This window comes from Micromonospora sp. NPDC002717 (genome assembly GCF_040295705.1).
Lineage (GTDB): Bacteria > Actinomycetota > Actinomycetes > Mycobacteriales > Micromonosporaceae > Micromonospora.
In genome coordinates, this window is sequence record NZ_JBEOVW010000028.1 from 8,121 (window position 1) to 33,850 (window position 25,730).

7 protein-coding genes are annotated in these 25,730 nt (G+C 75.2%); 5 read left to right on the forward strand and 2 right to left on the reverse strand.

Annotated features, from left to right (window positions below; translation table 11 throughout):
- Nucleotides 1-45 precede the first annotated feature (45 nt).
- From ABT006_RS28730 to ABT006_RS28750, 5 genes are all read left to right on the forward strand, one after another.
- Nucleotides 46-9,501 carry a type I polyketide synthase gene (locus tag ABT006_RS28730; RefSeq protein WP_350711458.1) on the forward strand — a complete coding sequence of 3,152 codons (9,456 nt, stop codon included), beginning with the start codon at nt 46-48 and terminating at the stop codon, nt 9,499-9,501.
- Nucleotides 9,502-9,526: 25 nt separating this feature from the next.
- Nucleotides 9,527-14,992 (forward strand): type I polyketide synthase, encoded by a 5,466-nt coding sequence (locus tag ABT006_RS28735; protein WP_350711459.1) that lies wholly within the window; start codon nt 9,527-9,529, stop codon nt 14,990-14,992.
- Between the two features lie 86 nt (nt 14,993-15,078).
- Nucleotides 15,079-16,131, forward strand: coding sequence for an ABC transporter ATP-binding protein (locus tag ABT006_RS28740; protein ID WP_350711461.1), 1,053 nt, complete (start codon nt 15,079-15,081; stop codon nt 16,129-16,131).
- Nucleotides 16,128-16,967 carry an ABC transporter permease gene (locus ABT006_RS28745; protein ID WP_350711463.1) on the forward strand — a complete coding sequence of 280 codons (840 nt, stop codon included), beginning with the start codon at nt 16,128-16,130 and terminating at the stop codon, nt 16,965-16,967. Before ABT006_RS28740 ends, ABT006_RS28745 begins: the two co-directional genes overlap by 4 nt.
- Before the next feature lie 476 nt (nt 16,968-17,443).
- On the forward strand, nt 17,444-18,859 hold the full coding sequence (locus ABT006_RS28750) for a glycosyltransferase (protein ID WP_350711465.1): 1,416 nt from the start codon (nt 17,444-17,446) through the stop codon (nt 18,857-18,859).
- A 62-nt stretch (nt 18,860-18,921) separates the two neighbouring features.
- Here the strand turns inward: ABT006_RS28750 and ABT006_RS28755 are convergent, their stop codons facing one another.
- Together ABT006_RS28755 and ABT006_RS28760 are read right to left on the reverse strand one after the other, a co-directional pair.
- Nucleotides 18,922-21,741 (reverse strand): helix-turn-helix transcriptional regulator, encoded by a 2,820-nt coding sequence (locus ABT006_RS28755; protein WP_350711466.1) that lies wholly within the window; start codon nt 21,739-21,741, stop codon nt 18,922-18,924.
- A 540-nt stretch (nt 21,742-22,281) separates the two neighbouring features.
- The gene (locus ABT006_RS28760) at nt 22,282-25,128 is read right to left on the reverse strand and encodes an AAA family ATPase (protein WP_350711468.1); all 2,847 of its coding nucleotides are present in this window, start codon (nt 25,126-25,128) and stop codon (nt 22,282-22,284) included.
- Nucleotides 25,129-25,730 lie beyond the last annotated feature (602 nt).

Genomic DNA, 25,730 nt, shown 5'->3' on the forward strand with positions numbered 1-25,730 from the left:
CCAGCTCCGGCTCCCCTTCGTCCCTGCTCAGGAAGCGGCACTCCGATGGCCAATGAAGACAAGCTCCGCGACTACCTCAAGCGGGTCATGGCTGATCTCCACGACACCCGCCGCCGGCTCAGTGAGGCACAGTCCCAGGAACTGGAGCCGGTGGCAATCGTGGCGATGAGCTGCCGCCTGCCCGGCGGGGTGCGCAACCCTGACGACCTGTGGGAACTGCTGCGGGACGGCCGGGACGCCGTGGCGCCCTTCCCCGACGACCGGGGCTGGGACCTGGAGCGCCTCTACCACCCCGACCCCGACCACCCGGGCACCTCGTACGCCCGGGAGGGCGGGTTCGTCGACGGCGCCGGCGACTTCGACTCCGCCTTCTTCGGCATCTCGCCCCGCGAGGCGCTGGCCATGGACCCCCAGCAGCGGCTGCTGCTGGAGACCTCCTGGGAGGCGGTCGAGGCCGCCGGCATCGACCCTGCCTCGCTGCGCGGCAGCCGGACCGGGGTGTTCGTCGGCACCAACGGGCAGGACTACGGCACCCTGCTGATGATGTCGCCGGACGGCGACGAGGGGCACTCGATGACCGGCGGCGCGGCGGCCGTCGCGTCCGGCCGGGTGTCGTACACCCTCGGGCTGGAGGGACCCGCCGTGTCCATCGACACGGCCTGCTCGTCGTCCCTCGTGGCGCTGCACCTCGCCGTGCAGGCGCTGCGGGCGGGGGAGTGCGACCTGGCCCTGGCCGGCGGCGTGACCGTGATGGCCACTCCCGGCCTGTACATCGGGTCGAGCCGGCAGCGGGCCCTCTCCCCGGACGGCCGGTGCAAGTCCTTCGCCGCCGCCGCCGACGGCGCCGGGTTCTCCGAGGGCGTCGGCTGGCTGCTGGTCGAGCGGCTGTCCGACGCCCGCCGCAACGGCCGCCGGATCCTCGCGGTCGTACGCGGCTCCGCCGTCAACCAGGACGGCGCCTCCAACGGCCTGAGCGCCCCGAACGGACCCGCCCAGCAGCGGGTGATCAGCCAGGCCCTCACGAGCGCCCGGCTGTCCACGGCCGACGTCGACGTCGTGGAGGCGCACGGCACCGGCACGAAGCTCGGTGACCCGATCGAGGCACAGGCGCTGCTGGCCACGTACGGGCAGGACCGGGAGGGCGCCGAGCCGCTGCTGCTCGGCTCGTTGAAGTCCAACATCGGGCACGCCCAGGCCGCCGCGGGCGTGGCCAGTGTGATCAAGATGGTGCTGGCGATGCGGCACGGGGTCGTGCCGGCGACGCTGCACGTGGACGAGCCGTCCCCGCACATCGACTGGACGGCCGGCGCCATCGAGCTGGCGACCGAGGCGCGACCGTGGCCCGAGACGGGCCGGGCGCGCCGGGCAGCCGTCTCCTCGTTCGGCATCTCCGGCACCAACGCGCACGTCATCATCGAGCAGCCGGCCGAGCCGGCCGAGGGCCGCCCGTCCGACTCCACCCCCGGGCTGGTCGCCGCCGACGCGTTCCTCTGGCCGGTGTCGGCCCGGTCTACGGCCGCCCTGGCCGGCCAGGCCGCCCGGTTGGCGTCGTACGTGCGGGAGCGGGAGGGCCTCGACCCGGCGGCGGTCGGCTGGTCCCTGGCGGCCACCCGGTCGGCGTTCGACCACCGGGCCGCCGTCGTCGGGTCGACCGTCGACGAACTGCTGACCGGACTGGACGCCGTCGCGGCGGGTCGGCCGGCCGCGAACGTGACCACCGGTGTGGCGTCGGGCGCGGGCGCGGGTCCGGTGTTCGTGTTCCCGGGTCAGGGGGCGCAGTCGGCGCGGATGGCGGCCGGTCTGGTGGGCCGGAGTCCGGTGTTCGACGCGAGGCTGGCGGAGTGCCAGCGGGCTCTCGCCCCGTACCTCGACGTCGATCTGGTGTCGGTGCTCACGGGCGAGGACGAGTCGTGGCTGGAGCGGGTGGAGGTGGTGCAGCCGGTCCTGTGGGCCGTCGGCATCGCCCTGGCCGCCGTCTGGCGGCACGTCGGGGTGACCCCGGCGGTGGTGATCGGTCACTCGCAGGGTGAGATCGGCGCCGCCTGTGTCGCGGGGATCCTGTCCCTTGAGGACGCCGCGAAGGCGGTCGCGCTGCGGTCGCGGGCGCTGACGGTGCTGCGGGGCACGGGGACGATGGCGTCGGTGGACCTGTCCGCCGACGCGATCACCGCCCGCCTGGTGGGCTTCCCCGGCGTGGGCGTGGCCGCTGTCAACGGCCCCTCCACCGTGGTGGTGTCCGGTCCGCCGCAGCCCGTCGCGGACCTCGTCGAGGCCTGCCAGGCCGACGGTGTCCGGGCGCGGCTGATTCCCGTGGACTATGCCTCCCACTCGGCGGCGGTGCAGGACGTCGCGGAACAACTCCGCGCCGACCTGGCCGACATCGCCCCGCAGCAGGGCCACACCCGTCTCGTGTCGACGTTGACCGGTGACTGGGTGGATCCGGTGTCGATGACGGCGGACTACTGGTACGACAACCTGCGCCAGACCGTGCGGTTCGATTCGGCCGTGCGGGTTGCGGTCGAGGCGGGTCACACGACGTTCGTGGAGATTTCCCCGCATCCGGTGCTGGCCATGCCGGTCACGGCGATCCTGGACGACGCCGGCGTCACCGGCCACACGTTGGGCAGCCTGCGCCGTGGCGACGACGACGCGACGCGGCTGCTGACCAACCTGGCCACCGCGCACGCCATCGGCCTGCCCGTCGACCTCACGACCGTCCTCGCCGGGACCGACACCGTCGCACTGCCCACGTACGCCTTCGACCACCACCGGTACTGGCCCGCGCCGCCGGTCTTCCTCGCCGCCCCCGACAGCGCGCCGGACATCGACCGGTGGCGCTACCGGGTCACCTGGCAGGCCGTGCCCGACCTGCCGCTGACCTGGCTCGCCGGCACCTGGCTCGTCCCGCTGCCCGCGGGGCTGGGCGACGACCCGCTGGTCACCGGGGTGCTGGGGGCGCTCGGCAACTTCGGCGCGGACGTCGTACCCGTGGAGCTGGACGCCACCGACGAACCGGCGGCGCTGGTCGACCGGCTGCGCGCCGCGCTCCCCGGCCCGGACCGGCCCGCCGCCGTGCTCTCGCTGCTCGGCCTGGACGAGCGGGCGCACCCGGAGCACCCGGCGACCTCGCTGGCCGCCTCGGGCACCGCCCTGCTGGTGCAGGCGCTCGGCACGCTCTACGTCGAGGCGCCGCTGTGGTGCGCGACCCGGGGGGCCGTCGCGGTCTCCGCCGACGACCTGCCGCCGCACCCGGTGGCCGCCTCCGTCTGGGGGCTCGGCCGCGCCGTCGCCCTCGAACACCCCGGCCGCTGGGGCGGCCTGCTCGACCTGCCGGGCACCCTCGACGCGCAGACCGGCGCCCTGCTCTGCGCGGCGCTCGGCGACAACGGCGGCGAGGACCAGCTCGCCGTCCGCGACTCCGGGGTCTTCGTCCGCCGGCTCGCCCGGATCGCCGAGCCCGAGCCGACCGGCGACCCGGCGGACGACGGCTGGCGGATGCGCGGCACCGTCCTGATCACCGGCGGCACCGGGGGGCTGGGCGGGCACATGGCCCGCTGGGCCGCCCGTTCCGGCGCCGCGCACGTCCTGCTGGCCAGCCGGCGCGGCCCGGACGCCCCGGGCGCCGCCGAGCTGGAGGAGGAGCTGACCGACCTCGGCGTACGGGTCACCGTGGCCCGCTGCGACGTCACCGACCGGGCGCAGCTGGCCGACCTGCTGGCCGCCGTACCCGCCGACGCCCCGGTGACCGCCGTGCTGCACACGGCCGCCGTCCTCGACGATGGCATCGTCGACACCGCCACCCCGCAGCGCCTGCACACCGTCGCCGCGCCCAAGTGCGCCGCCGCCGTCCACCTGGACGAGCTGACCCGGGACCTGGACCTGGACGCCTTCGTGCTCTTCTCCTCGGTCGCCGGCACCACCGGCAACGCCGGGCAGGGCGCGTACGGGGCGGCGAACGCCTTCCTCGACGCCCTCGCCGAGCGGCGCCGGGCCGAGGGCCGCCCCGCCCTCTCCGTGGCCTGGGGCGCGTGGCGCGGGGCGGGCCTGCCCGCCGACAACGAGCGCGCCCAGCAGCGGCTGCGCCGGGGCGGCATGGTCGGCATGGACCCCGACCTGGCCGTCGAGGCCCTCGCGCGGGCGCTGCGGCGCGACGACGCGACCACCGTCATCGCCGACATCGACTGGGCCCGGTTCGCCCCCGCGTTCACGCTGGTCCGGCCCAGCCCGCTGATCGGCGACCTCGCCGAGGTGCGCGAGGCGGCCCGGCAGGTCGCGCAGGAGACCGTCGAGGAGGAGCCGGACGCGCCGTCGAACCCAGCGGCCCGACGGTTCGCCGGGCTCGCCCCGGCGGAGCGTGCCGCGGCGCTGCTGGAGCTGGTCCGCCAGTGCGCGGCGACCGCGCTCGGGTACGGCGCGGCCGACGACATCCCGGCCACCCGCCCCTTCCGCGACCTGGGCCTGGACTCGCTGACCGCGGTGGACATGCGCAACTTCCTGGCCACCGCCACCGACCTGCGGCTGCCCGCGACGCTCGCCTTCGACTACCCCAACCCGACGGTGCTCGCCGCGCACCTCGACGAACTGCTCACCGGGGTCGCGCCGGACGCGGCCGCCCCCGCCCCAGCCACCGCGGTCGTGGACGACGAGCCGATCGCCATCGTGGCGATGAGCTGCCGCCTCCCCGGCGGGGCGGACACCCCGGAGCAGCTGTGGCAGCTCCTCGCCGCCGGCGGCGACGCGATCGGCGAGTTCCCGACCGACCGGGGCTGGGACCTCGACCGGCTCTTCGACTCCGACCCCGAGAACGAGGGCACCAGCTACGCCCGCGAGGGCGGCTTCGTCGCCGGGGTCGCCGACTTCGACGCCGGCTTCTTCGGCATCAGCCCCCGTGAGGCCCTCGCCATGGACCCGCAGCAGCGGCTCCTGCTGGAGGCGGCCTGGGAGGCCATCGAGCGGGCCGGGATCGACCCCCAGGCGCTGCGGGGCAGCCCCACCGGTGTCTTCGTCGGCACCAACTACCAGGACTACCGCAACCTGATGTACAGCGCCGAGGGCGCCGAGGGTCACCTGATGACCGGCAACGCCGGCAGCGTCCTCTCCGGCCGGGTGTCGTACACCCTCGGGCTGGAGGGCCCGGCCGTCTCGGTGGACACCGCCTGCTCCTCGTCGCTGGTGGCGCTCCACTGGGCCTGCCAGGCGCTCCGCCAGTCGGAGTGCTCCCTCGCCCTCGTCGGCGGCGTCACCGTGATGTCCACCCCCGGCGTGTTCGTCGGCTTCAGCCGGCAGCGGGGGCTGGCCCCGGACAGCCGGGTCAAGGCGTTCGCCTCCGCCGCCGACGGCACCAGCTGGGGCGAGGGCCTCGGCCTGCTGCTGGTCGAGCGGCTGTCCGACGCCCGCCGCAACGGTCACCCGGTGCTCGCGGTGATCCGGGGCAGCGCCGTCAACCAGGACGGCGCGTCCAACGGCCTCACCGCGCCCAACGGGCCGTCGCAGCAGCGGGTGATCCGGCAGGCCCTCGCCAACGCCGGCCTCACCCCGGCGGACGTGGACGCCGTCGAGGCGCACGGCACCGGCACCAGGCTCGGCGACCCGATCGAGGCGCAGGCCCTGCTCGCCACGTACGGCCGGGAGCGCCCCGACGACCAGCCCCTCTGGCTGGGCTCGATCAAGTCCAACATCGGCCACACCCAGGCCGCCGCCGGCGTCGCCGGGATCATCAAGATGGTGCTGGCCCTCCAGCACGGCTACCTGCCGCAGACCCTGCACGTCGACGAGCCGACCGACCAGGTGGACTGGACCGTCGGCGCGGTCGAGCTGCTCGACGAGGGCCGCCCGTGGCCCGTCACCGGCCACCCGCGCCGGGCCGCCGTCTCCTCGTTCGGGATCAGCGGCACCAACGCGCACACCATCCTCGAGCAGGCGCCCGAGCCGACCGCGCCGGTCGCGCCGGTCGAGCCGGCGGGGGACCCGGCCCGGCTACCGGTGGTGCCGGTGCTGCTGTCGGCGCGTACCGCGGCCGCGTTGGCCGCCCAGGCCGGCCGCTGGGCCGACCAGCTGACCGGGCCGGCGGCCCCGCGGCTGGTCGACGTCGGCTGGTCGTCGGTGGCCTCCCGGGCCACCCTGGACCACCGGGCCGTCGTCCTCGCCGCCGACCGGACCGCCCTGGACGCCGGGCTGCGCGCCCTCGCCGCCGGCGAGGACTCGCCGCTGCTGGTCACCGGGGCGGCCGCGTCCCGGCCGAAGGTGGCGTACCTGTTCTCCGGGCAGGGAGCGCAGCGGGCCGGCATGGGTCGCGAGCTGGCCGAGGCGTTCCCGGTCTTCGCCGCCGCCCTCGACGAGGTCTGCGCCGCCCTCGACCCGCACCTGCCTCGACCGCTCAAGCCGGTGCTGTTCGCCGAGGCCGGCGCCCCCGACGCGGAGCTGCTGGACCGGACCGAGTTCACCCAGCCGGCGCTCTTCGCCGTCGAGGTGGCGCTGTTCCGGCTGCTGGAGGCGTGGGGCGTCCGCCCCGACGCGGTCGCCGGGCACTCCATCGGCGAGTTCGCCGCCGCTCACGCCGCCGGGGTGCTCTCCCTGGCCGACGCCGCCGAGCTGGTCGCCGCCCGGGGCCGGCTGATGCAGGCGCTGCCGGCCGGCGGGGCGATGCTCGCCATCGCCGCCGGCGAGGCCGAGGTGACCGCCGCGCTCGGCGACCGCGCCGACCGGGTCTCGGTCGCCGCCGTGAACGGCCCCGCCGCCGTGGTGGTGTCCGGGGCCGGCGACGCCGTCGAGGAGTTGGCCGCCGAGTGGACCGCCCGGGGCGTCCGGATCCGGCGGCTGACGGTCAGCCACGCGTTCCACAGTCCGCTGATGGACCCGGTGCTCGACGACCTCGCCGCCGTCGCCGGCCGGCTGCGGTACCAGGCCCCGACCATCCCGATGGTCTCCACCGTCACCGGCGCGCCGGTCGACGTGACCGAGATCGGTACGCCGGAGTACTGGGTGCGGCACGCCCGCGACGCCGTGCGCTTCGCCGACGCCGTCGCCACGCTGCGGGACCGCAACGTCACCGGCTACATCGAGGTCGGCCCGGACGGGGTGCTCACCGCCCTCGCCCAGGCCGTCCTCGCCGAGGGCGCCCCAGCCGGCGGCCGGGCCCCGCTGGTCGTACCCGCGCTGCGCCGGGAGCGTCCCGAGCCGGCCACCCTGCTGCGGGCGGTCGCCGCCCTGCACGCCCACGGCGTCTCCCCGGACTGGTCCGCCCTCTACGAGGGCGCCGGCGCCCAGCGGGTCGACCTGCCCACGTACGCCTTCGACCGGCAGCGCTACTGGCCGGAGCCGCCGCCCTGGGCCGCGCTGGCGGCCGAGGACGACGGCACCGAGGTCGAGCGCCGCTTCTGGGCGGCCGTCGAGGCCGAGGACTTCGACTCGCTGGTCCGCGATCTCGAGGTGGACCGCGACCAGCCGTTCGGGGCGGTGCTGCCCGCCCTGTCGGCGTGGCGGCGGCGCGGGCGGGAACGCGCCCTCGTGGACGGCACCCGGTACCGGGCGGTCTGGGAGCCGCTCGCCGAGCCGCCCGCGGCGGAGGAGTCCGGCCGCTGGCTCGTCCTGCTGCCCGCAGACCGGGCGGACGACCCGGACCTGAACTCCTGCACCTGGGCCCTCGGCGGGGACGTCACCACCGTGCCCGTCGACACCGCCGCCGAGTCGGACGAGCTGACCGGGGGATTCGCGGCCGTCCTCACCGAGGCGCTCGGCGCGGCCGACGAGCCGCTGTCGATCCTCTCCTTCCTCGGCCTCGACGACGCCCCGCACGCCGAGCACCCGGCGCTGCCCCGCGGTCTCGCCGCGACCGTGCACCTGCTCCAGCAACTGACCGACCTGGACGCCCCGGCCCGCCTCTGGTGCGTCACGCAGGGGGCCGTCGGGGTCGGCGACGACGACGTCCCGCTCAACCCCCGACAGGCGATGCTGTGGGGCCTGGGCCGGGTGGCGGCGCTCGAGCAGCCCGCCCGTTGGGCCGGGCTGGTGGACCTGCCCACCACCCTCGAGGCGTGGACGGCGATGCGGCTCGGCGGCATCCTCACCGGCGGTGGCGTCGAGGACCAGGTGGCCGTCCGCGACTCCGGCGTGCTGGTCCGGCGGCTCGCCCCCGCCGTCACCGCCGGGGAACCCGAGCCGTGGCAGCCTCGGGGCACCGTGCTGATCACCGGCGGCACCGGCGCACTCGGCGGGCACGTGGCCCGCTGGGTGGCCGGCGCCGGCGCGGAGCGGGTGGTGCTGACCAGCCGACGGGGCACCGACACCCCGGGCGCGACCGACCTGCTCGCCGAGCTGACCGGCCTCGGGGTGGACTGCAGGGTCGCGCGGTGCGACGCCGCAGACCGGACCGCGATGGCCGACCTCCTGGCCGACCTGCGGCGGGAGGGGCCGCCGCTGCGCGCGGTGGTGCACGCCGCCGGGGTCAGCGAGGTGGTGCCGCTGGCCGACACCACCCTGGAGGACCTGGCGTACGTCATCGCCCCGAAGCTGTCCGGCGCCGAACTCCTCGACGAGCTGCTCGACGGCGTCGAGCTGGACGCGTTCGTGCTCTTCTCCTCCATCTCGGCCGTGTGGGGCAGCGGCGGGCAGGGCGCGTACGCGGCCGGCAACGCCTACCTGGACGCGCTCGCCGAGCGGCGGCGCGGCCGGGGCCTGGCGGCCACGTCCGTCGCCTGGGGGCCGTGGACCGAGTCGGGCATGTACACCGACGGTGCGGCGGAGCAGTTGCGCCGCCGCGGCCTGCGGGTGATGCCGCCGGGCGTGGCGATGGCCGGGCTGCGGCACGCCCTGGCGGTCGGTGACACCTGCGTCACCGTGGCGGACGTCGACTGGGCCGTCTTCCAGCCGCTGTTCACCTCGCTGCGGCCCAGCCCGTTGCTGGCGGACCTGCCGGCCGTACGCGCGCTGGCCGCCGCCCCCGCCGCCGGGCCGGACGTGCCCGCGCCCGTCGCCCGGGACCTGCTCGCCGGTCTGCGGGCGCTGCCCGGCGACGAGCGGCGGGCCGCGCTGCTGGACATGGTGCGGGTGGACGCGGCGAAGGTGCTCGGCCACTCCTCGGCCGACGTGATCGACACCGACCGGGGCTTCCTGGACCTCGGCTTCGACTCGCTCACCGCCGTGGAGCTGCGCAACCTGCTCTCCGCAGCCACCGGGCACGACCTGCCCACCACGGTCGTCTTCGACTACCCGACCCCCGAGGGTCTCGCCGACCACCTGCACGAGGAACTCTTCCCCGATCACGGCGGGGACGTCGGCGGCGGCGACGAGGAGTCGGTCCGTCGGGCCATCGCCGCGATCCCGCTGGACCAGCTGCGGCAGGCGGGTTTGCTCGACCAGTTGCTCCAACTGGCCCGCACGAGCGCCGGCCCGGTGGCCAGCGCGCCCGCCGCCCCGGCCGCGCCGCCCGCGCCCGAGGCCCAGATCCGCGAACTCGACGTCGCCGGCCTGGTCAGGATGGCCCTGGAAGGCTCCGACTCGTGACCCGGCCGGCCCTGAGGAGCCTTCGATGAGTGTGTCACTGGACGAGGTCGTCAACGCGCTGCGCGCGGCCCTGCTCGACAACCAGAAGCTCAAGCAGCAGAACCAGCAGCTCACCGCCTCGCTCAGCGAGCCGGTGGCGATCATCGGGATGAGCTGCCGGTTCCCCGGTGGGGTCGCCTCGCCCGAGCAGCTGTGGGACCTCGTCGCCGCGGGGGCCGACGCGATGTCGGCGTTCCCCGACGACCGAGGCTGGAACCTGGGCGCGCTCTACGACACCGACCCCGACAGCCGGGGCACGTCGTACGTGCGGGAGGGCGGTTTCCTCTACTCCGCCGGGGACTTCGACCCCGCCTTCTTCGGCATCAGCCCCCGCGAGGCCCTCGCCATGGACCCGCAGCAGCGGCTGCTGCTGGAGACCGCCTGGGAGGCGTTCGAACGGGCCGGCATCGACCCGACCACGCTGCGTGGCGCGCCCACCGGCGTGTACGCAGCGACCAGCCAGGGCGACTACGCGGCGCTGCTCTCCGGGGTCAGCGGCGGCGTCGAGGGCTACCTCGGCACCGGCAGCGCCGCCGCCGTGGCGAGCGGCCGGATCTCGTACGCCCTCGGGCTGGAGGGGCCGGCGGTCACCGTGGACACCGCCTGCTCGTCGTCCCTGGTCGCGCTGCACCTCGCCTGCCAGGCGCTGCGGTTGGGGGAGTGCACCCTGGCGCTGGCCGGCGGGGTGTCGGTGATGGCCACCCCGACCGTCTTCGTCGAGTTCTCCCGACAGCGCGGCCTGTCCACCGACGGCCGGTGCAAGTCGTTCGCCGCCGCCGCCGACGGCACCGGCTGGTCGGAGGGGGTCGGCATGCTGCTCGTCGAGCGGCTCTCCGACGCCCGCCGCAACGGCCACCCGATCCTCGCCGTGGTGCGGGGCAGCGCCGTCAACCAGGACGGCGCGAGCAGCGGGCTGACCGCCCCGAACGGCCCCTCGCAGCGGCGGGTGATCCGGCAGGCGCTGGCCAACGCCGGGCTGACCGCCGACCAGGTGGACGTGGTGGAGGCACACGGCACCGGCACCACCCTCGGCGACCCGATCGAGGCGCAGGCGTTGCTGGCCACGTACGGGCAGGACCGGCCCGCCGACCGGCCGTTGTGGCTGGGGTCGGTCAAGTCGAACATCGGGCACACCCAGGCCGCCGCCGGGGTGGCCGGGGTGATGAAGATGGTGCTCGCCATGCGGCACGGGGTGCTGCCACCCACCCTGCACGTCGACGAGCCCACCCCGCACGTCGACTGGACCGCCGGGGCCGTGTCCCTGCTGACCGGGACGGAGCCCTGGCCGGCCACCGGGCAGCCGCGCCGGGCCGGGGTGTCCGCGTTCGGCATCAGCGGCACCAACGCCCACGTCATCATCGAGCAGGCCGCCGACGCGGACGCCGACAGCGGCCGGCCCGCCGGCCCGCCCGCCCCGCCGGCCCCGTGGATCATCTCCGCCCGCTCCGCGCCGGCCCTGGCCGGGCAGGCCCGCCGACTGCTGGGCCACCTGACCGCCCACCCCGACCTGGCCCCGGCCGACGTGGCGTACTCGCTGGTCACCACCCGGGCGACGTTGCCGCACCGGGCCGTCGTGACCGGCGACGACCGGGACGCCCTGCTGGCCGGCCTGCGCGCGGTCGCCGAAGACCGGCCCACCCCCGGCGTGGTGCGCGGGGTGGCCCGCCCGGCCGGCAAGGTCGCCTTCCTCTTCACCGGCCAGGGCGCGCAGCGCCCCGGCATGGGCGCCGAGCTGCACCGCCGGTTCCCCGTCTTCGCGGCCGCCTTCGACGAGGTGGCCGGGGAACTGGACCAGCACCTGAGCCGCCCGCTGCGGGAGGTGCTCCTCGCCCGCCCCGGCTCGCCCGAGGCCGAGCTGCTGGACCGCACCGAGTTCACCCAGCCGGCGCTCTTCGCGTACGAGGTGGCCGCCTACCGGCTGGTCACCGCGTGGGGCCTGCGCCCGCAGCACCTGCTCGGCCACTCGGTCGGCGGGTTGGCCGCCGCGCACGTCGCCGGTGTGCTGTCGCTGGCCGACGCGGCGGCCCTGGTGGCTGCCCGGGGCCGGCTGATGCAGGCACTGCCGGCCGGCGGGGCGATGCTGGCGGTCCAAGCGTCCGAGGCCGAGGTGGCCCCGCTGCTCGGCGACCGGCTGGCGCTGGCCGCCGTGAACGGCCCGGCGTCGGTGGTGCTCTCCGGCGACGAGGACGCCGTGCTCGCGGCCGGCGAGCGGCTGGCCGCCCAGGGCCGGCGGACCCGCCGGCTGCGCGTCAGCCACGCCTTCCACTCCCCGCGGATGGACGCCATGCTGGCCGACTTCCGCGTGGTCGCGGAGAAGGTCACCTGGCACCCGCCGGCCCTGCCGGTCGTCTCCGACCGCACCGGCGCCCTGCTGACCGCCGCCGAGGCCACCGACCCGGGCTACTGGGTCGACCACGTCCGGGACACCGTCCGCTTCCACGACGCGGTCGCCACCCTCGCCGCCGCCGGGACGGCTACCTTCCTGGAGCTCGGCCCCGACGGGGCGCTGACCGCGATGGCCCGGGAGTGCCTGCCCGACGCCGACCCGGCGGCCTTCGCGTCGGTCGGCCGCCGGGACCAGCCGGAGCCGGCCAGCCTGCTTGGCGCGATCGCCGCCGTCGACCTGCGGGGAGCCGGCATCGACTGGTCGGCCCTGTTCGCCGGCACCGACGCCGCCCGGATCGAGCTGCCCACCTACGCCTTCCACCACGAGCGGTACTGGCCGGACCCGCCCGTGGTCGACCTCGGTCAGCCGGCTCAGGTGGGCGAGGACGAGGAGTTCTGGGTCGCGGTGGAGGCCGAGCGCCCCGCCGCGCTGGCCGCCGTGCTCGGCCTCGACACCGACCGGCAGGACGCGCTGACGGCGCTGCTGCCCGCCCTCGCGGCCTACCGAGGGCGTCGGCGTCGTGGTTCCGAACTGGGCGGTCTGCGGTACCGCACCGGCTGGGTCCGGGTCGACCCGCCGTCCGTCGGCGCCGCGCCGGCCGGCCCCTGCCTGGTGGTCGCCGGGGCCGGGACCGACGCCGCGGCGGTGCTGGCCGCACTGCGGGCCGAGGGCCTGGACCCGGTGCTCGTGACCGTGGGCGACGACCCGGGTGAGGTCACCCGGGCCCTGCCCACCGGGGGTACCCCGTCGGTCGTGGTCTCGCTGCTGGCGGCGGGGGAGCCGGCCGGGGCGACCGGGACGGCCCCGCTGGCCGGCACCGCCGCGCTGGTCCGGACCCTGGGCGCCGCCGGGAGCACCGTGCCGGTGTGGACGGTGACCCGGGGCGCCGTCGCCGTCGACGCGGACGACCCCGCGCCCGGCGTCGCCGGCGCGTACCTCTGGGGTCTCGGCCGGGTGCTGGCGTTGGAACAGCCGCGACTGTGGGGCGGGCTGGTCGACCTGCCGGCGGAGCCGGACGACGCCGCCCTTGCGGCGCTCGCCCGCCTCGTCGCGGCCGACGGCGACGAGGACCAGCTCGCGGTCCGTCCCGGCGGGGTGTACGCGCGGCGGCTGTCCCGCGCCCCGGCCGGCCCCGCCGCCGAGGACTGGCGCCCCCGGGGCGCGGTCCTCGTGCACGGCGCGGCTGCGGTGCGCGTCCCGCACCTGCTGCGCTGGCTCGTCGACCGCGGCGCGACCCACCTCGTCCTCGCCGGGCCCGCGGCGCCCACCGGGCTGGACGTCGCCGTCACCGCCGTCGACGACCTCGACCGGCTGCCCGAGGTGCTGGACCGGCTGGCCGCCGACGGCACCGGAGTCCGCACCGTCCTGCACGTCGCCGACTCCGACGGCGCCGGCGACCCGGTCTCGACCCTGGAGCCGTCCGACCTGGCCGACGCCGTGGCCGCCCGCACCGCCGCCGTGGAACTGCTCGACCGGGCGTGCGGCGACCGGCCGATCGACGAGTTCGTCGTTTTCTCCTCGACCGCCGCCGTCTGGGGCGGCGGAGGCGCGGCGGTCGCCGCGGCCGCCGGCGCGGGGCTGGCGGCGCTGGCCGCGCGCCGCCGCGCCGCCGGCCGGCCGGCCACCGTCGTCGCCTGGGTGCCCTGGGCGGACGAGGTCGCCGAGCCGGGGCAGCTGCGCCGCCGTGGGGTCCGCCCGCTCGCCACCGACGTGGCCGTGTCCGCCCTGCAACAGGCCCTGGGACATGGCGACGACCAGGTCGCGCTCGCCGACCTCGACTGGCCCGCGTTCGTGCCGGCCTTCACCGCCGTACGGCCCAGTCCGCTGCTGCGCGGCGTGCCCGAAGCGGTCGATGCGGACCGGGACGCCCGGCCCGCAGGCGAGGCGAGCGATCCGGCCCGGGTGCTGCGCGAGCGGTTGGCCGCCGCTTCGGCCGGCGACCGGCACCACATCCTGCTGGACCTGGTCCGGGCGCGAGTGGCCACGGTGCTCGGGCACGCCTCGCCCGGGGCGGTCGAGGCCGACCGGGACTTCCTGGAACTCGGCTTCGACTCGTTGACCGCGCTGGAACTGCGGGACGCGCTGCGTCAGGAGACCGGGGCGGAGCTGTCCGCCACCCTGCTCTTCGACCACCCCACCCCGACGGCGCTGGCCCACCACCTGCTCGGCCAGCTCGTCGGCGCGGACGAGGCCGAAGCCGTCCCGGACGCTGCCGGGGAGCCCGCCCCGGGAGGCGCCGGCGGTGGACTGCTCGGTGGGCTGTTCAACCAGCCCAAGGCGCGCGAGGATCCGGCCGGGTACGCCGAACTCCTGGTCAAGCTCGCCCAGTTCCGGCCCAGCTTCAGCGAACCCGCGCAGCTCACCCGCCCGGCCGGCATCCTCCGGCTGGCCGGGGGCGGCGCCGGGGCGCCGCTGGTGTGCTGCTGCACCATGTCCCTGCTCTCCGGGGCCCACGAGTACGCCCGACTCGCCTCCGGTTTCCGTGGAGTGCGGGATGTCTGGGCCCTGCCCAACCCGGGCTTCGGGGTGGGCGAGGAACTGCCCGCCGACCTCGACGCCCTGCTGCGGGTGCACGCCGACACGGTGCTGCGCACGGTCGGCGCCGGCCCGTTCGTGCTCGCCGGCCACTCCGGCGGTGCGATGGTGGCAAACCTGCTCGCCGGCGAGCTGGAACGCCAGGGCCGATCGCCGGCCGCGGTCGTGCTGATGGACACCTACCCGGCCAACAGCGAGGTGCTCGGCCGGTGGGTGCCGCAGCTGCTCGACGGGATGATCGACCGGGACAGCGCGTACACGCCGATGGACGACTGGCGGACGACGGCCTGGGCCGGATACCTGCCGCTGTTCCTGGACTGGCAGCCCGCCCCGATGGCGGCGTCGACGCTGCTGGTCCGGGCCAGCGAGCCGCTGGGGGAGTGGGACGGCGAGGAGGGCGGCTGGCGGTCCCGCTGGCCGTACCCGCACGAGGCGGTGGACGCGGCCGGTGACCACTTCAGCATGGTCGCCGACCGGGGGCCGGAGCTCGCCGGCACGGTGCAGCGGTGGCTGACCGGGCAGCGCCTCTGACGTTCCCGCCCCTGGCGTGCCCCTAGCGCCCCCTATCGGCGCACGCACATCTATCGGATCCACGAACAGGACGGGAGCATGACGACGTGGACGAGGCAGTGGTGGTCACGGAGCTGGTCAAGCAGTACCAGCCCAACATGCCGCCGGCGGTGGACGGACTGAGTTTCTCCGTCGCCGCGGGTGAGGTGTTCGGTCTGCTCGGGCCGAACGGCGCGGGCAAGACGACGACGATCGGGGTGCTGACCACACGGGTGCGGGCCACCTCCGGCCGGGCCACCGTGTGCGGCGCGGACGTGATCGGCGCCCCGGCTGTAGCCCGACAGATGCTGGCGGTGGTACCCCAGCGGGTGAACCTGGACCGGGCGCTGACCGTCCGGCAGAATTTGCTGTTCCACGCGGCGTACCACCGGGTGCCCCGGGCGGAGCGCATCCGCCGCGCCGACGAACTGCTGGAGCAGATGGGGCTGAAGGAGTTCGCCAACTCCCGCACCGACTTCCTCTCCGGCGGCCTCGCCCAGCGCACCATGATCGCGCGGGCGCTGATGCACTCGCCCCGGGTGCTTTTCCTCGACGAGCCGTCCGGCGGCCTCGACCCGCAGTCCCGGCTCTTCGTGCACGACCGGGTCGCCGAGTTGAAGCAGGCCGGGGTGACCGTGGTGGTCACCACCCACGACATGGACGAGGCGGAGAAGCTCTGCGACCGGGTCGGCATCATCGACCACGGCAAGCTGCTCACGTTGGACACCCCCGCCGCGCTGACCCGCACCCTGCCCGGCAGCAGCACGCTGACCCTCGTAGTGACCCCCGGTGCCCCCGCCGAGGAGGTGCGGGTCGCACTGGGTGCCATCCCGGACGTGGAGCAGGTGGAACACTTCCAGGTGAAGAACCCCGCCCCCGCCGCGGCGCCGACATTCCCCGGCATGCCGGCGATGCCGTTGCCGGCACCGGCCGCGGAGGCGCCCGCTGATCCGGACGCCCCGCTCTCCTTCCGGGTCTACACCAGCACCCAGCCGGCAAACGCGATTCCAATGGCGATGAAGATCCTCGCCGACCTGGGATGCGAGGTCCGGGACCTCAACATCGGCCAGCCCAGCCTGGAAGACGTCTTCATCCACCTGACCGGAAGGGAACTTCGGTGAGCGTCACCGCCCCCGCCACCCCGTCCGCGCCGTCGACGGCCGCGGCGCCGCCGCCGGTGCGCGCGATGGACCAGTTCGCCACGTTCCGCGCGGTGCTCTCGCGGGACCTGTTCGTCACCGGCCGGGAACTGGTGGGCTTCCTGCTCCAGGTCTTCATCCAGCCGCTGTTCATGCTGCTGATCTTCGGCAAGGTGCTCGGCGACCTGGGGTACGCCAGCGACGACTTCACCAACGTGCTGCTGCCCGGCGTGATCGCGCTGAACGCCTTCCTGATCGGGCTCGAGAACACCGCGCTGCCGATGGTGATGGACTTCTCCTTCACCCGCGAGATCGAGGACCGCCTCCTGTCGCCCATGGCGATCCCGCTGGTGGCCTTGGAGAAGATCGTCTTCGGCGGCATCCGCGGGCTGATCGCGGGCGTGGTGCTGATCCCGGTCGGCATGCTCATGCTCGACGTCACCTGGCCCTGGGCGGTGGTACTCAAGGTGATCGGGGTGCTGGCGGTCGGCGCGCTGGTCGGCGCTGCGGTGGGCCTGACCTTCGGCACCCTGGTCCCGACGCAGCACATCCAGATCATGTTCACCGTGGTGATGACCCCGCTGATGTTCACCGGCGCGACGCAGTTCCCGCTGCTCGGCCTGGACGGGCTGCGCTGGTACCAGGTGATCTGCTCGCTCAACCCGCTGACCTACATCAGCGAGGCGACCCGGTCGCTGGTCGCCCCGCCGGGGGTCGAGTCCGTGCCGCTCTGGCTGTGCATGACCGTCCTCGCCGGTGTCTTCGTGGTGTTCTCGGCCATCGGCATGCGCGGCTTCATGAAGCGCTCGATGGACTAGTTGTCCTTCTCCGCCGATGATCCGGCGGTGACCGCGAGGTGGTGGGAGACCTCCGGGTGGGGTGGGGCCTGTCAAGGCTCCGCCCCACCCGGAGGTCTTTCGTGTTTCCGGAGGCCGTAGGGCCGCGCCTCCGCGTTGCCGCGCGGACCGGGCCGATTCGCCCGGACAAATCAGTGTGGACCGCACCGCCACGCCATCGTCTTCATGTAAGTTATGACTATCTATATAGATAGCGGTAACAGAGGGTGCCGGGCTGCCAAGGAGTGGTAAACCCTCGCCCCGACGCTCCGCCGACCCCTGTGCCGCATCGACACGCCTTGACAGCCGACCCCGCTCGCCTGGCTGAACGGCTCCACCATCAGCCCGCCTGTGCCCGACCGCACGCGACCGCACCGTGTGCCGCCGGGAGACCGCCGAACGGCGGCCCAGGTAACGGGACGGCGCGAGCCGCCAGATGGCGGGAAGGAGTGCTGGCGATGGTGGTCAGAACCGGAGACGACCGCGGCCGAGCCGTGCTGGTGGTCGCCTACAACAGCGCCGGGCTGTTCAACCCGCTGCTCAGCATCGTGGGCGAGTTGAAGGCCCGGGGCGTCCGCAACGTGTGCTTCGCGTCCACGGAGGACCGCCGGGCGGACGTGGGGGCGCTGCCCGGCCCAGGCGAGGTCTCGTTCGTCTCGCTCGGGCCGGCCCGCCCGCAGTCGTCACCGCACGCCTGGGACGACGCGACGTACCGGGCGCTGACCACCGGCGACCGGGTGGACAGCTTCGCGCGCTACGTCGATCTCTGCACCGACTACGACTACCTCCAGCAGCTCTACCGGCGCTGCCTCGACATGATCGACGAGATCGGGCCGGCGCTGGCCGTGGTGGACAGCCTCGCCACCTATGCCATGGACGCCGCGCAGACCCGGCAGGTGCCCTTCGTGGTCAGCATCTCGCTGCCGCCGTCCAACTTCCTCCAGGAGTTGCTGCCACCCCGCTATCCCACCCCGTTCTCCGGGATGCCGGAGCGGATGACGCCGCAGCAGCAGGCGACCAACGCGCGCTTCCGCAACCGGCTGGTCCGGGCGCTGACGCGGCCGGAGCGGTTGCGGCGGAACCTCGCCGCCGTGGCCGCCCGCAGGGCCGCCGGCCTGCACAACCCGGAGATGCGGCCGGCGCTCTACGCCGAGACCGCCGCGGCGCTCATGTCGTACACGGTCTTCGGCTTCGAGTACCCGTTCCCGACCGCCCCGGCGACATTGCGGATGCTCGGTCCGGTGGTGCCCCGGGAGCTGCCGCCGGCCGACGGGGACGACGAGCTGACCCGGTGGCTGGACGACCACCCCTCGGTGGTCTACGTGGGGTTTGGCACGATCATGCGACTGTCCCCCGGGCAGGTGAGGGCGATCGTCGAGGTCGCCGACCGGCTCGGGCCCGAGCACGCCGTGCTGTGGAAACTGCCCGCAGGCCAGCAGCAGTTCCTCCCGCCCGCCGAGCGGCTGCCGGGCAACCTGCGGGTGGAGGCGTGGCTGCCCTCGCAACTGCGGGTGCTGGCCCACCCGCACGTGCGCGCCTTCTTCAACCACGGCGCCGCCAACGCCGTCCACGAGGGCGTCCACTTCGCCACGCCGCAGCTGGTGATGCCGTTCTGGCTGGACTGCCCGGACGGCGCGGCGCGCGCGGTCGACAGCGGCGTGGCGCTGGCCGTCGAGCACACCGACGCCCTGGACGTCGAGGACATCGTCGCCAAGCTCACGCGCCTGCTGCGCGAGGACTCGTTCCGGGAGCGGGCCGAGCTGTGGAGCCGGCGGATGCGACGGGCCGGCGGGGTCGTCGCCGCCGCCGACCTCGTGCTGCGGCACCGCGACGAGGCCCCGGCCCGCCGACCCGCCGGGGTCGCCGTCGGCTGAGCCTGCGGCTGTCGTACGCGCCGAGGGGCGCCGTGCGTGGGCGCGGCGCCCCTCGGCGTGGGTCAGGAGGCGGCGCCCTGCGTCTCCTCGGCCAGCCCCTCCGCGTACGCGACGAGCCGGGACGGCAGGTCGGTGCGTCGCTTCACGTCGAGCTTGCGGTAGACCCGCGTCAGGTGCTGCTCGACCGTGCTCACGGTGATGAACAGTTTGCTGGAGATCTGCCGGTTGGTGTGCCCCTGGGCAGCCAGCGCGGCCACCCGACGCTCGGCGTCGCTCAGCCCGTCGTCCGGCTCCTGCATCTCGGCGGCCGTCGGGTACGCCGGCAGTCCGCTGCCCGGCTCCCGCCGGATCAGGCGCTGGGCCAGCACCGACGCGCCGCAGTCCTGGGCCAGCTGGTAGGCCCGGCGGACGAGTAGCCGGGCGCGGGCGGAGTCGCCGGCCCGTTGCAGCGTCTGGCCGGTGTCGCCGAGGGCTCGAACGAGCTCCAGGCGGTCGCCGCTGGACTGGAGCAGGTTGACCGCTTCGGAGAGCAGCTTCCGCCGGTGGTCCGGGGCGGCGGTGGTGGCGAGCAGCCGCAGCGTCCGACCCCGGGTCCGGTCGTCGACCCCGTGCGGCACCCGCAGCTGTTCCTGGAGAAGCTGCGTGGCCTGCGCCTTGTTGCCGACGCTGAGTTGCACCCGGGCAAGCTCCAGCCGCCACGGCACCAGCCCGGCGGCGTCGATGCCCCAGGTGCGCATCAGCTCGCCGCACCGCCGAAGGTCGGTGATCGCGGCGTGGGGCCGCCGTACGGCCAGGTGGTGCCGGGCGCGGGCGGCCAGGTAGTGCAGTCCCAGCGGGGTGCGGAACATGCCGGGCGGAACCGGGTGGGCGAGCCACCGGTCGGCCTCGGACAGCCGCACCGCCTCGGTCGCGCAGGCGATGAGCGTGGCCAGCGGGCCCGCGACCGCCACACCCCATGCCGGAGCGGGGATGTCCTCCAGCGCCGTGCGGGCGTGGTGCTCGGCGCCGGGCAGGTCACCGACGCGCAGCGCCGCCTCGGCCCGGACCGCCCGGATGACGGCCCGCCACACCGGAGCGTGTCGGGCGGCCGGCCGGCCGAGCAGGACGTCACCCCAGGCGGCGGCCCGGTCGGACCGGCCCGCCCACAGCAGCGCCAGCAGGGGGGCGGTCAGCAGACCCAGCGAGCCGTCGTCGGTGTGGTGACGCTGGAGGAGCTGCTCGGCGGTCGCCACGGTGTCGTTTTCCGCGGCCGGGGTCAGCGCGGTGTGCAGCACCGTCACCGCCTGCAACAGCGGGCTGATCGTGGCCGGCGCGCTCGCCGCCCGGCTCCACGCCGTCGGAGCCTCCCGCACCGTGGCCAGGTGGTCCGGGTGGGAGAGCGCGACCAGCAGCTGCATCATCCGCAGCCGCGTCGCCACGCCGCCCGGGCCGTGCTCGTCCTCCGTGGAGAAGCCGCTGACCGCCTCGGTGGCCTCCTCCACCCGACCCTGCCAGAGCAGGTAGGGCACGGCGGACAGGCCGACATCGCTGGACCACCCGGCGGCCCGCGCCGCCTCCACCAGCTCGCTGAGGTGTCCGTTCACGGCGAGCGGGTTGACCTGCCAGCGGGCGCTCACCAGCATCTCGGTGGTGGCGGCCCGTTGCCGCTCGTCCACGCACACGCGGGAGACGAGGCGCAGGCAGGCGGCGGCCACGTCGGGGCGGCCCGAGGCCAGGGCGTGTCCGGCGGCGTCCTGGAGCACCGGCACCACCCACGGCGCGTCCGCCCCGCCGGCGGCCACCAGATGCTCGGCGACCACGCTCGGCTCGGCGCCGTGGTCGTGCAGCACCTCGGCGGCCCGCTGGTGCAGGCCCCGCCGCTCGTCGGGTGACATGTCGCCGAGGATCGAGTGCAGGATGCGCGGGTGGCGCAGCTGGTCGGCCTCCATCAGGCCGGAGGTGCGCAGCACCCGCACCGCCGGGACCGTGGCCTCGGGTGCCACGTCGAGGAGGTGACCGAGCAGCTCGGTCGGGGCGGGCCGGTTGAGCACCGCCAGCGCCTGCGCCACCCGGCGTACCCCGGGCTCGTGCCGGTAGAGGCAGCCGAGCACGGCCTGGTCGAACGCGTCGCCGACGGTCGCGCCGGAGTCGTCGTCGCCCGTCCCGCCGCCGGCCCGATCCTCGAGCAGCGCCCGGGTGAGCAGCGGGTTGCCGCCGGTCATGTGCACGCAGCGTTCCGCCGTCTCCCGGGCCTCGGCGGTCTCGGTGTCGCCGCCGACGAGCCGGGCGATGGCGTCCACGGTCAGCGGCGGCAGGGTGATCCGGGCGAAGTGCGGCTGGCTGAGCAACTCGGCCCGGAACAGCGGGTGCGGCGGGCGCAGCGTCGATGCCTCGGCGAGTACGACCATGATCCGGGCATGGCGCAGCCGACGGGTCACGTAGAGAAGGCAGTGCAACGAGGCCGGGTCCGCGTGGTGCACGTCGTCGACGACGAGGACCAGGGGCCCGGTGCCGGTCAGGTCGAGCAGGGTGGCGAAGAGGCCGTGCAGCAGGGGAGCCCAGGCCCGGTCGCCCTCGGCGGCCTCGCCGCCGGGCTCGGGCAGGGACATGGCGAAGGTGGCGTCGCCCATCAGCTTTTCGACCCGGGCCGCCGCGTCGGGCGCGAGCCGTGCACTGTGGAACAACTGCCCGATCACTCCCAGGTGGAGCCCGCGCTCCGCCCGGGAACCGGCAGCGCTCATCACCTGTCCGCCGGTGGCGGCCGCCCACTCGCCGAACGCCTCCAACAGACTGGTCTTGCCGCTCCCCACCGCGCCGGTGACCAGCGCGACGTGTCCTCGCTGCTGCTCCTCACACGCGCGGAACGCCCGCCGGAGACGGGTCGTCTGCTCCTCCTGCTGCACCAACACCAGCGTGTCAGCCCTTCTCGTACGCGGTGCGGAACCGGAACCCCGGCGCTGCCCGACACCGCTCCCCCTTGCCGGACGGCCGCCCCTCCACCGCGCCTACCGGGGGTAGGGGTGGAGCGCACCGGGCCGCCGTGCCGGATGGACCTGGAAATTTGTCGCCGGACCGCGCCGTTCAGGGGACGGTCCGTGCGACCAGGCGAGTCTGGCATCGGGGGGGTGGTGCGACAACGGGCGCGAGACCCCATCGTTTCGCGCGCAAACCTGCGGATCTTGTCCGTCATTAGGGGTTGCGCATGGCGCCGCGAGGGGTGTCGGGATTGGCCGGACAGCCGGAGATGACCACAGCGTGAACGCCCGGTTTCGGTGGTACGCCTCGACGGTGCCACACCGCGGTTCTTTGGGGCAGGCCGGACGGCCGGAGTGTGACCCGATGAACAGCCGTCCGCTGTCGGTGGGCGCCGGCCGCCCGCCCGCCGGACCTTGCCGCAGGGAGGCGGTCAGGACGGGACGGCGAGCGCGGACGGCGGGTGACGGTCAGCGGAACCGTGGCCCGCGTGGACGGCCCCCCGGTTCGCTCTGCCCTGGGGGCGGCGGGTGCAGCAGGGTCGCGCCGGGCCGGTTCAGCCGCAGCCGGGCGGCCAGTTCGTTGCGCGAGTTGACGTGCAGCTTCCGGTAGATCCGGGTCAGCCGCTGTTCGATGGCGCTGACCGTCAGGAAGAGTTTCTCGGCGATCTCGCGGTTGGTGTGGCCCTGGGCGGCCAGGGTGGCCACCTGGGACTCCGCGTCGTTGAGCCCGTCGACCACCACCGCCGTGCCGGCGGGGCCTTCGGCCGAACCGGAGCCGGTGGTGGCCGTGCTGGCGCGCAGCAGCGGGATGCCGCACTCCTCGGCGAGGGCCCGGGCCGCCCGGGCCGCGGCGCGGGCCTCCCGCCGGTCGCCGGCCTGCTGGTAGGCGTGGCCGAGGTCGGTCAGGTTGTGCGCCAGCTCCACCCGGTCGCCGCACTGCCGCAGCAGCCGGGCGGCGCTGCGCAGGTGGGTGATCCGGTCCGGCCCGTCCTCCGCGGCGGCCAGCACCCGCAGTGCGGCGGCCCGGCAGCGCAGCTGGGCGGGTCGCAGCCGGGCCAGCTCCTCCCGGACCAGCTTCCCGGCCTGCTGGCGGCGGCCCATCCGGAGCAGCGCCCGGGCGGACTCCGTACGCCACGGGACCAGACCCGAGTGGTCCAGCCGCCACGAGGTCATCAACTGCCCGCAGAGCTGGAAGTCGGCCAGCGCGCCCTCGGGGCTTCCCGTGGCGAGAGCGTGCGTCCCGCGGGCGTGCAGGTAGTGCAGCCCGATCGGGGTCTTGAACATCGCCGGCGGGACCGGCACCTGGAGGCAGGCGGCCGCCGCGTCGAGCTCGTGCATGAAGGTGAGGGCCCGTAGGCGGACGGCGAGCGGCATCCCGATCGCCACCCCCCAACCCTTCGGCGAGAGCTGGCCCAGCGCCTCGTCCGCGAGCCGCTCCGCGCGGGGCAGGTCGCCGAGCCGGCCGCTGACGGACGCCCGGAGGACCGCGAGGGTCGCCGATGGCGAGGGGTGGCGTCGGGCGGCCGGAGTGCGCCCCAGCCGGTCGCACCAGTCGCCGGCCAGGTCCAGCCGGTCGGCGTAGATCATGGCGATGATGGCGCAGACGCTGGTCCACATGCTCGACTCGTCGTCCAGCCCGCCGGTGGACAGAGCCCGCTCGGCGTCGTCGACCACCGTGGCGTCACCGCGTTCGAGCGCGGCGGACAGCAGGGAGGCTCCCTCGAGCCCGCGCCTGACCTTGGCCATGGTGAACGGGTCCCGGGAGGCGGTGGTGGGCTTGGGCCGGCCGACCGTGACCCCGGGATAGAGGGTGGACATCCAGCCGGTGGTGACGAGCAGCTCGGCCGCGGACCGCGGATCCGCGCTGTCGGCCCGGTCGTTCAGGTGCTGGACGAGTTCGACGGCCTTGTCGACCTCACCGTGCCATAGCAGGTACTGGATCGGCCCCGCCGCCTGCTCGCTGCCCAGGTGCCCGGCGCGGACGGCGGTGGCGACGCCGATCAGGTGGGGGACCGCCGCCTGCGGGTCGAGCTGCCACTCGGCGCGGGCCAGCGCGGAGCGGATCCGCGCCCGCAAACAGTCGCCGACGGCGTTCCGGTTCGCCCGGCGCAGGTACCGCAGGGCGGTCTCCACCTCGCCGTCGACCAACGCCTGCTCGCCGGCGTCCAGCAGGCTCTGCGCCATCCAGGGCTCGGTCAGCTCGTCGAGCTTGACCAGGTGCGGCGCGACCCGTGCCGGCGGTGCGCCCTCGTCGTGCAGCAGGCAGGCCGCCTCCAGGTGCAGCCGGGCGCGTTCCTCGGCGGTCATCCCGTCGAGCACCGCCTGGCCCACCGCCGGATGCCGAAGCCCCGCCTCGGTGACCAGCCCGGCGCTGGTCGAGCCGTCGACGGCGCCCAGCGCGGACCGCGACCGGGCGCCGACGAGCTGGGACAGCAGGTTGCCGTGCAGGGGTTCGCCGGTCACGGCCAGCACCCGGGCAGCCTCGAGGACCGGGTGGTCGCAGCGGTACAGGCAGCTCAGCACGGCTTCCCGGAACGATTCGCCGGCGACGGGGTGGTCCGCGGGCCGGGGCGCGGCGGCCTGGTCGTCGGCGAGCGCGTGCACCAGCAGTGGGCTGCCGCCGCTGATCCGGTGGCTCTCCTCGGCGATGGTCCGGGCAACCGGGACGCCGAGGCGGTGGGCGAGCACCTGGAACGTCCCGTCGACGGTGAGCAGCGGGAGCCGGATGCGGTGCAGCCTCGCGGGTTGCAGCAGCTCGGTGTAGACCTCGGGGCGCCAGGGCCTGGTGCGCGGCGCCTCGGTCAGCAGGACCAGCACGGGCAGGCCGGCGATCCGCCGGGCGATGTAGTCGAGGCACCGCAGCGACGCCACGTCGGCGTGGTGGACGTCGTCGACCGCGATGACGAGCGGGCCCCGGGCGGTCAGCTCGAGCAGGGCCCCGCCGATCGCGGCGGTGCTGCGGGCCGTGTCCTCGTCGTCGGTGCCGTCGACGTCGGCCCAGGCGAGGCAGCCCGCGTCCAGCAGCCGCCCGACGCGGGCCCGGTCGTCGGGATCCAACGCAGCGGCCCGGACGAGTTGGCGGACGACCTCCAGCGGGACGGTGCGTTCGGCGCGGGACGCGCTCGCGCCGAGGACGCGCGCCCCGGCCTCGCCGGCGCGCCGGGCGAAGGTCTGCAACAGCGCGGTCTTGCCGGAGCCGACCGGGCCGGTCAGTACGGTCACCGTCCGGCCGGTGGGGGTGCCGCCGGTGGCGATCAGGTCCGCGAGCCGGCGTTCCAGCAGGTCGAGCTGGCACGACCGCTCGGTCAGCTCCATCGACGCGGCCTCCGGAGGAGCGGGCGGCCCGCGGTCACCGGGCACGCCGCCTGCCCTGCGCGGCCCTGGAGCTCGACGAAATCGGAGACCGGCAATTCTCGACCCATTCCAGTTTTGGTTATATAGATCGCCGTCGAGGAGTGGCGGGCAACCATCGACCGACTTGACCGACTGGCGGCTCCGAGTTGCAGCCCGCCAGCGCCGGTGATAATTCCCCAGCTCCTCTCGGCCGGTCTCCCCCTATCGACCGCCGTGATGGTGGGAGTATGGCAGTTCGGCAATTGGGCGGCAAGCCGAGGTTTGTAAAGGATAGGCAAACATCGGTTCGGTGCCCTTGCTGCCGCCATCACGCGTCCGGCGCGGGGTCCACAACAGAAAGTCGCCACCTGATCCCGTAACGTGAGCGGCGTTGCGCCGGTCGTCGAGGTCGCTTTTTTATGACGATGTCGGCCATTGGTGGTCGCGCCTTCCCGTGCTAGGTGTGCGCGGGCCGCGAGCGAGGGTTCGTCCCCGCCCGGCCCGGCTGGCCGTGTCGTCATGCCACCCGGGACCTGTCCGGTCGGTCGTCGCAGGGGTGGGCGGAATCTGGTGCCGGTCGGATG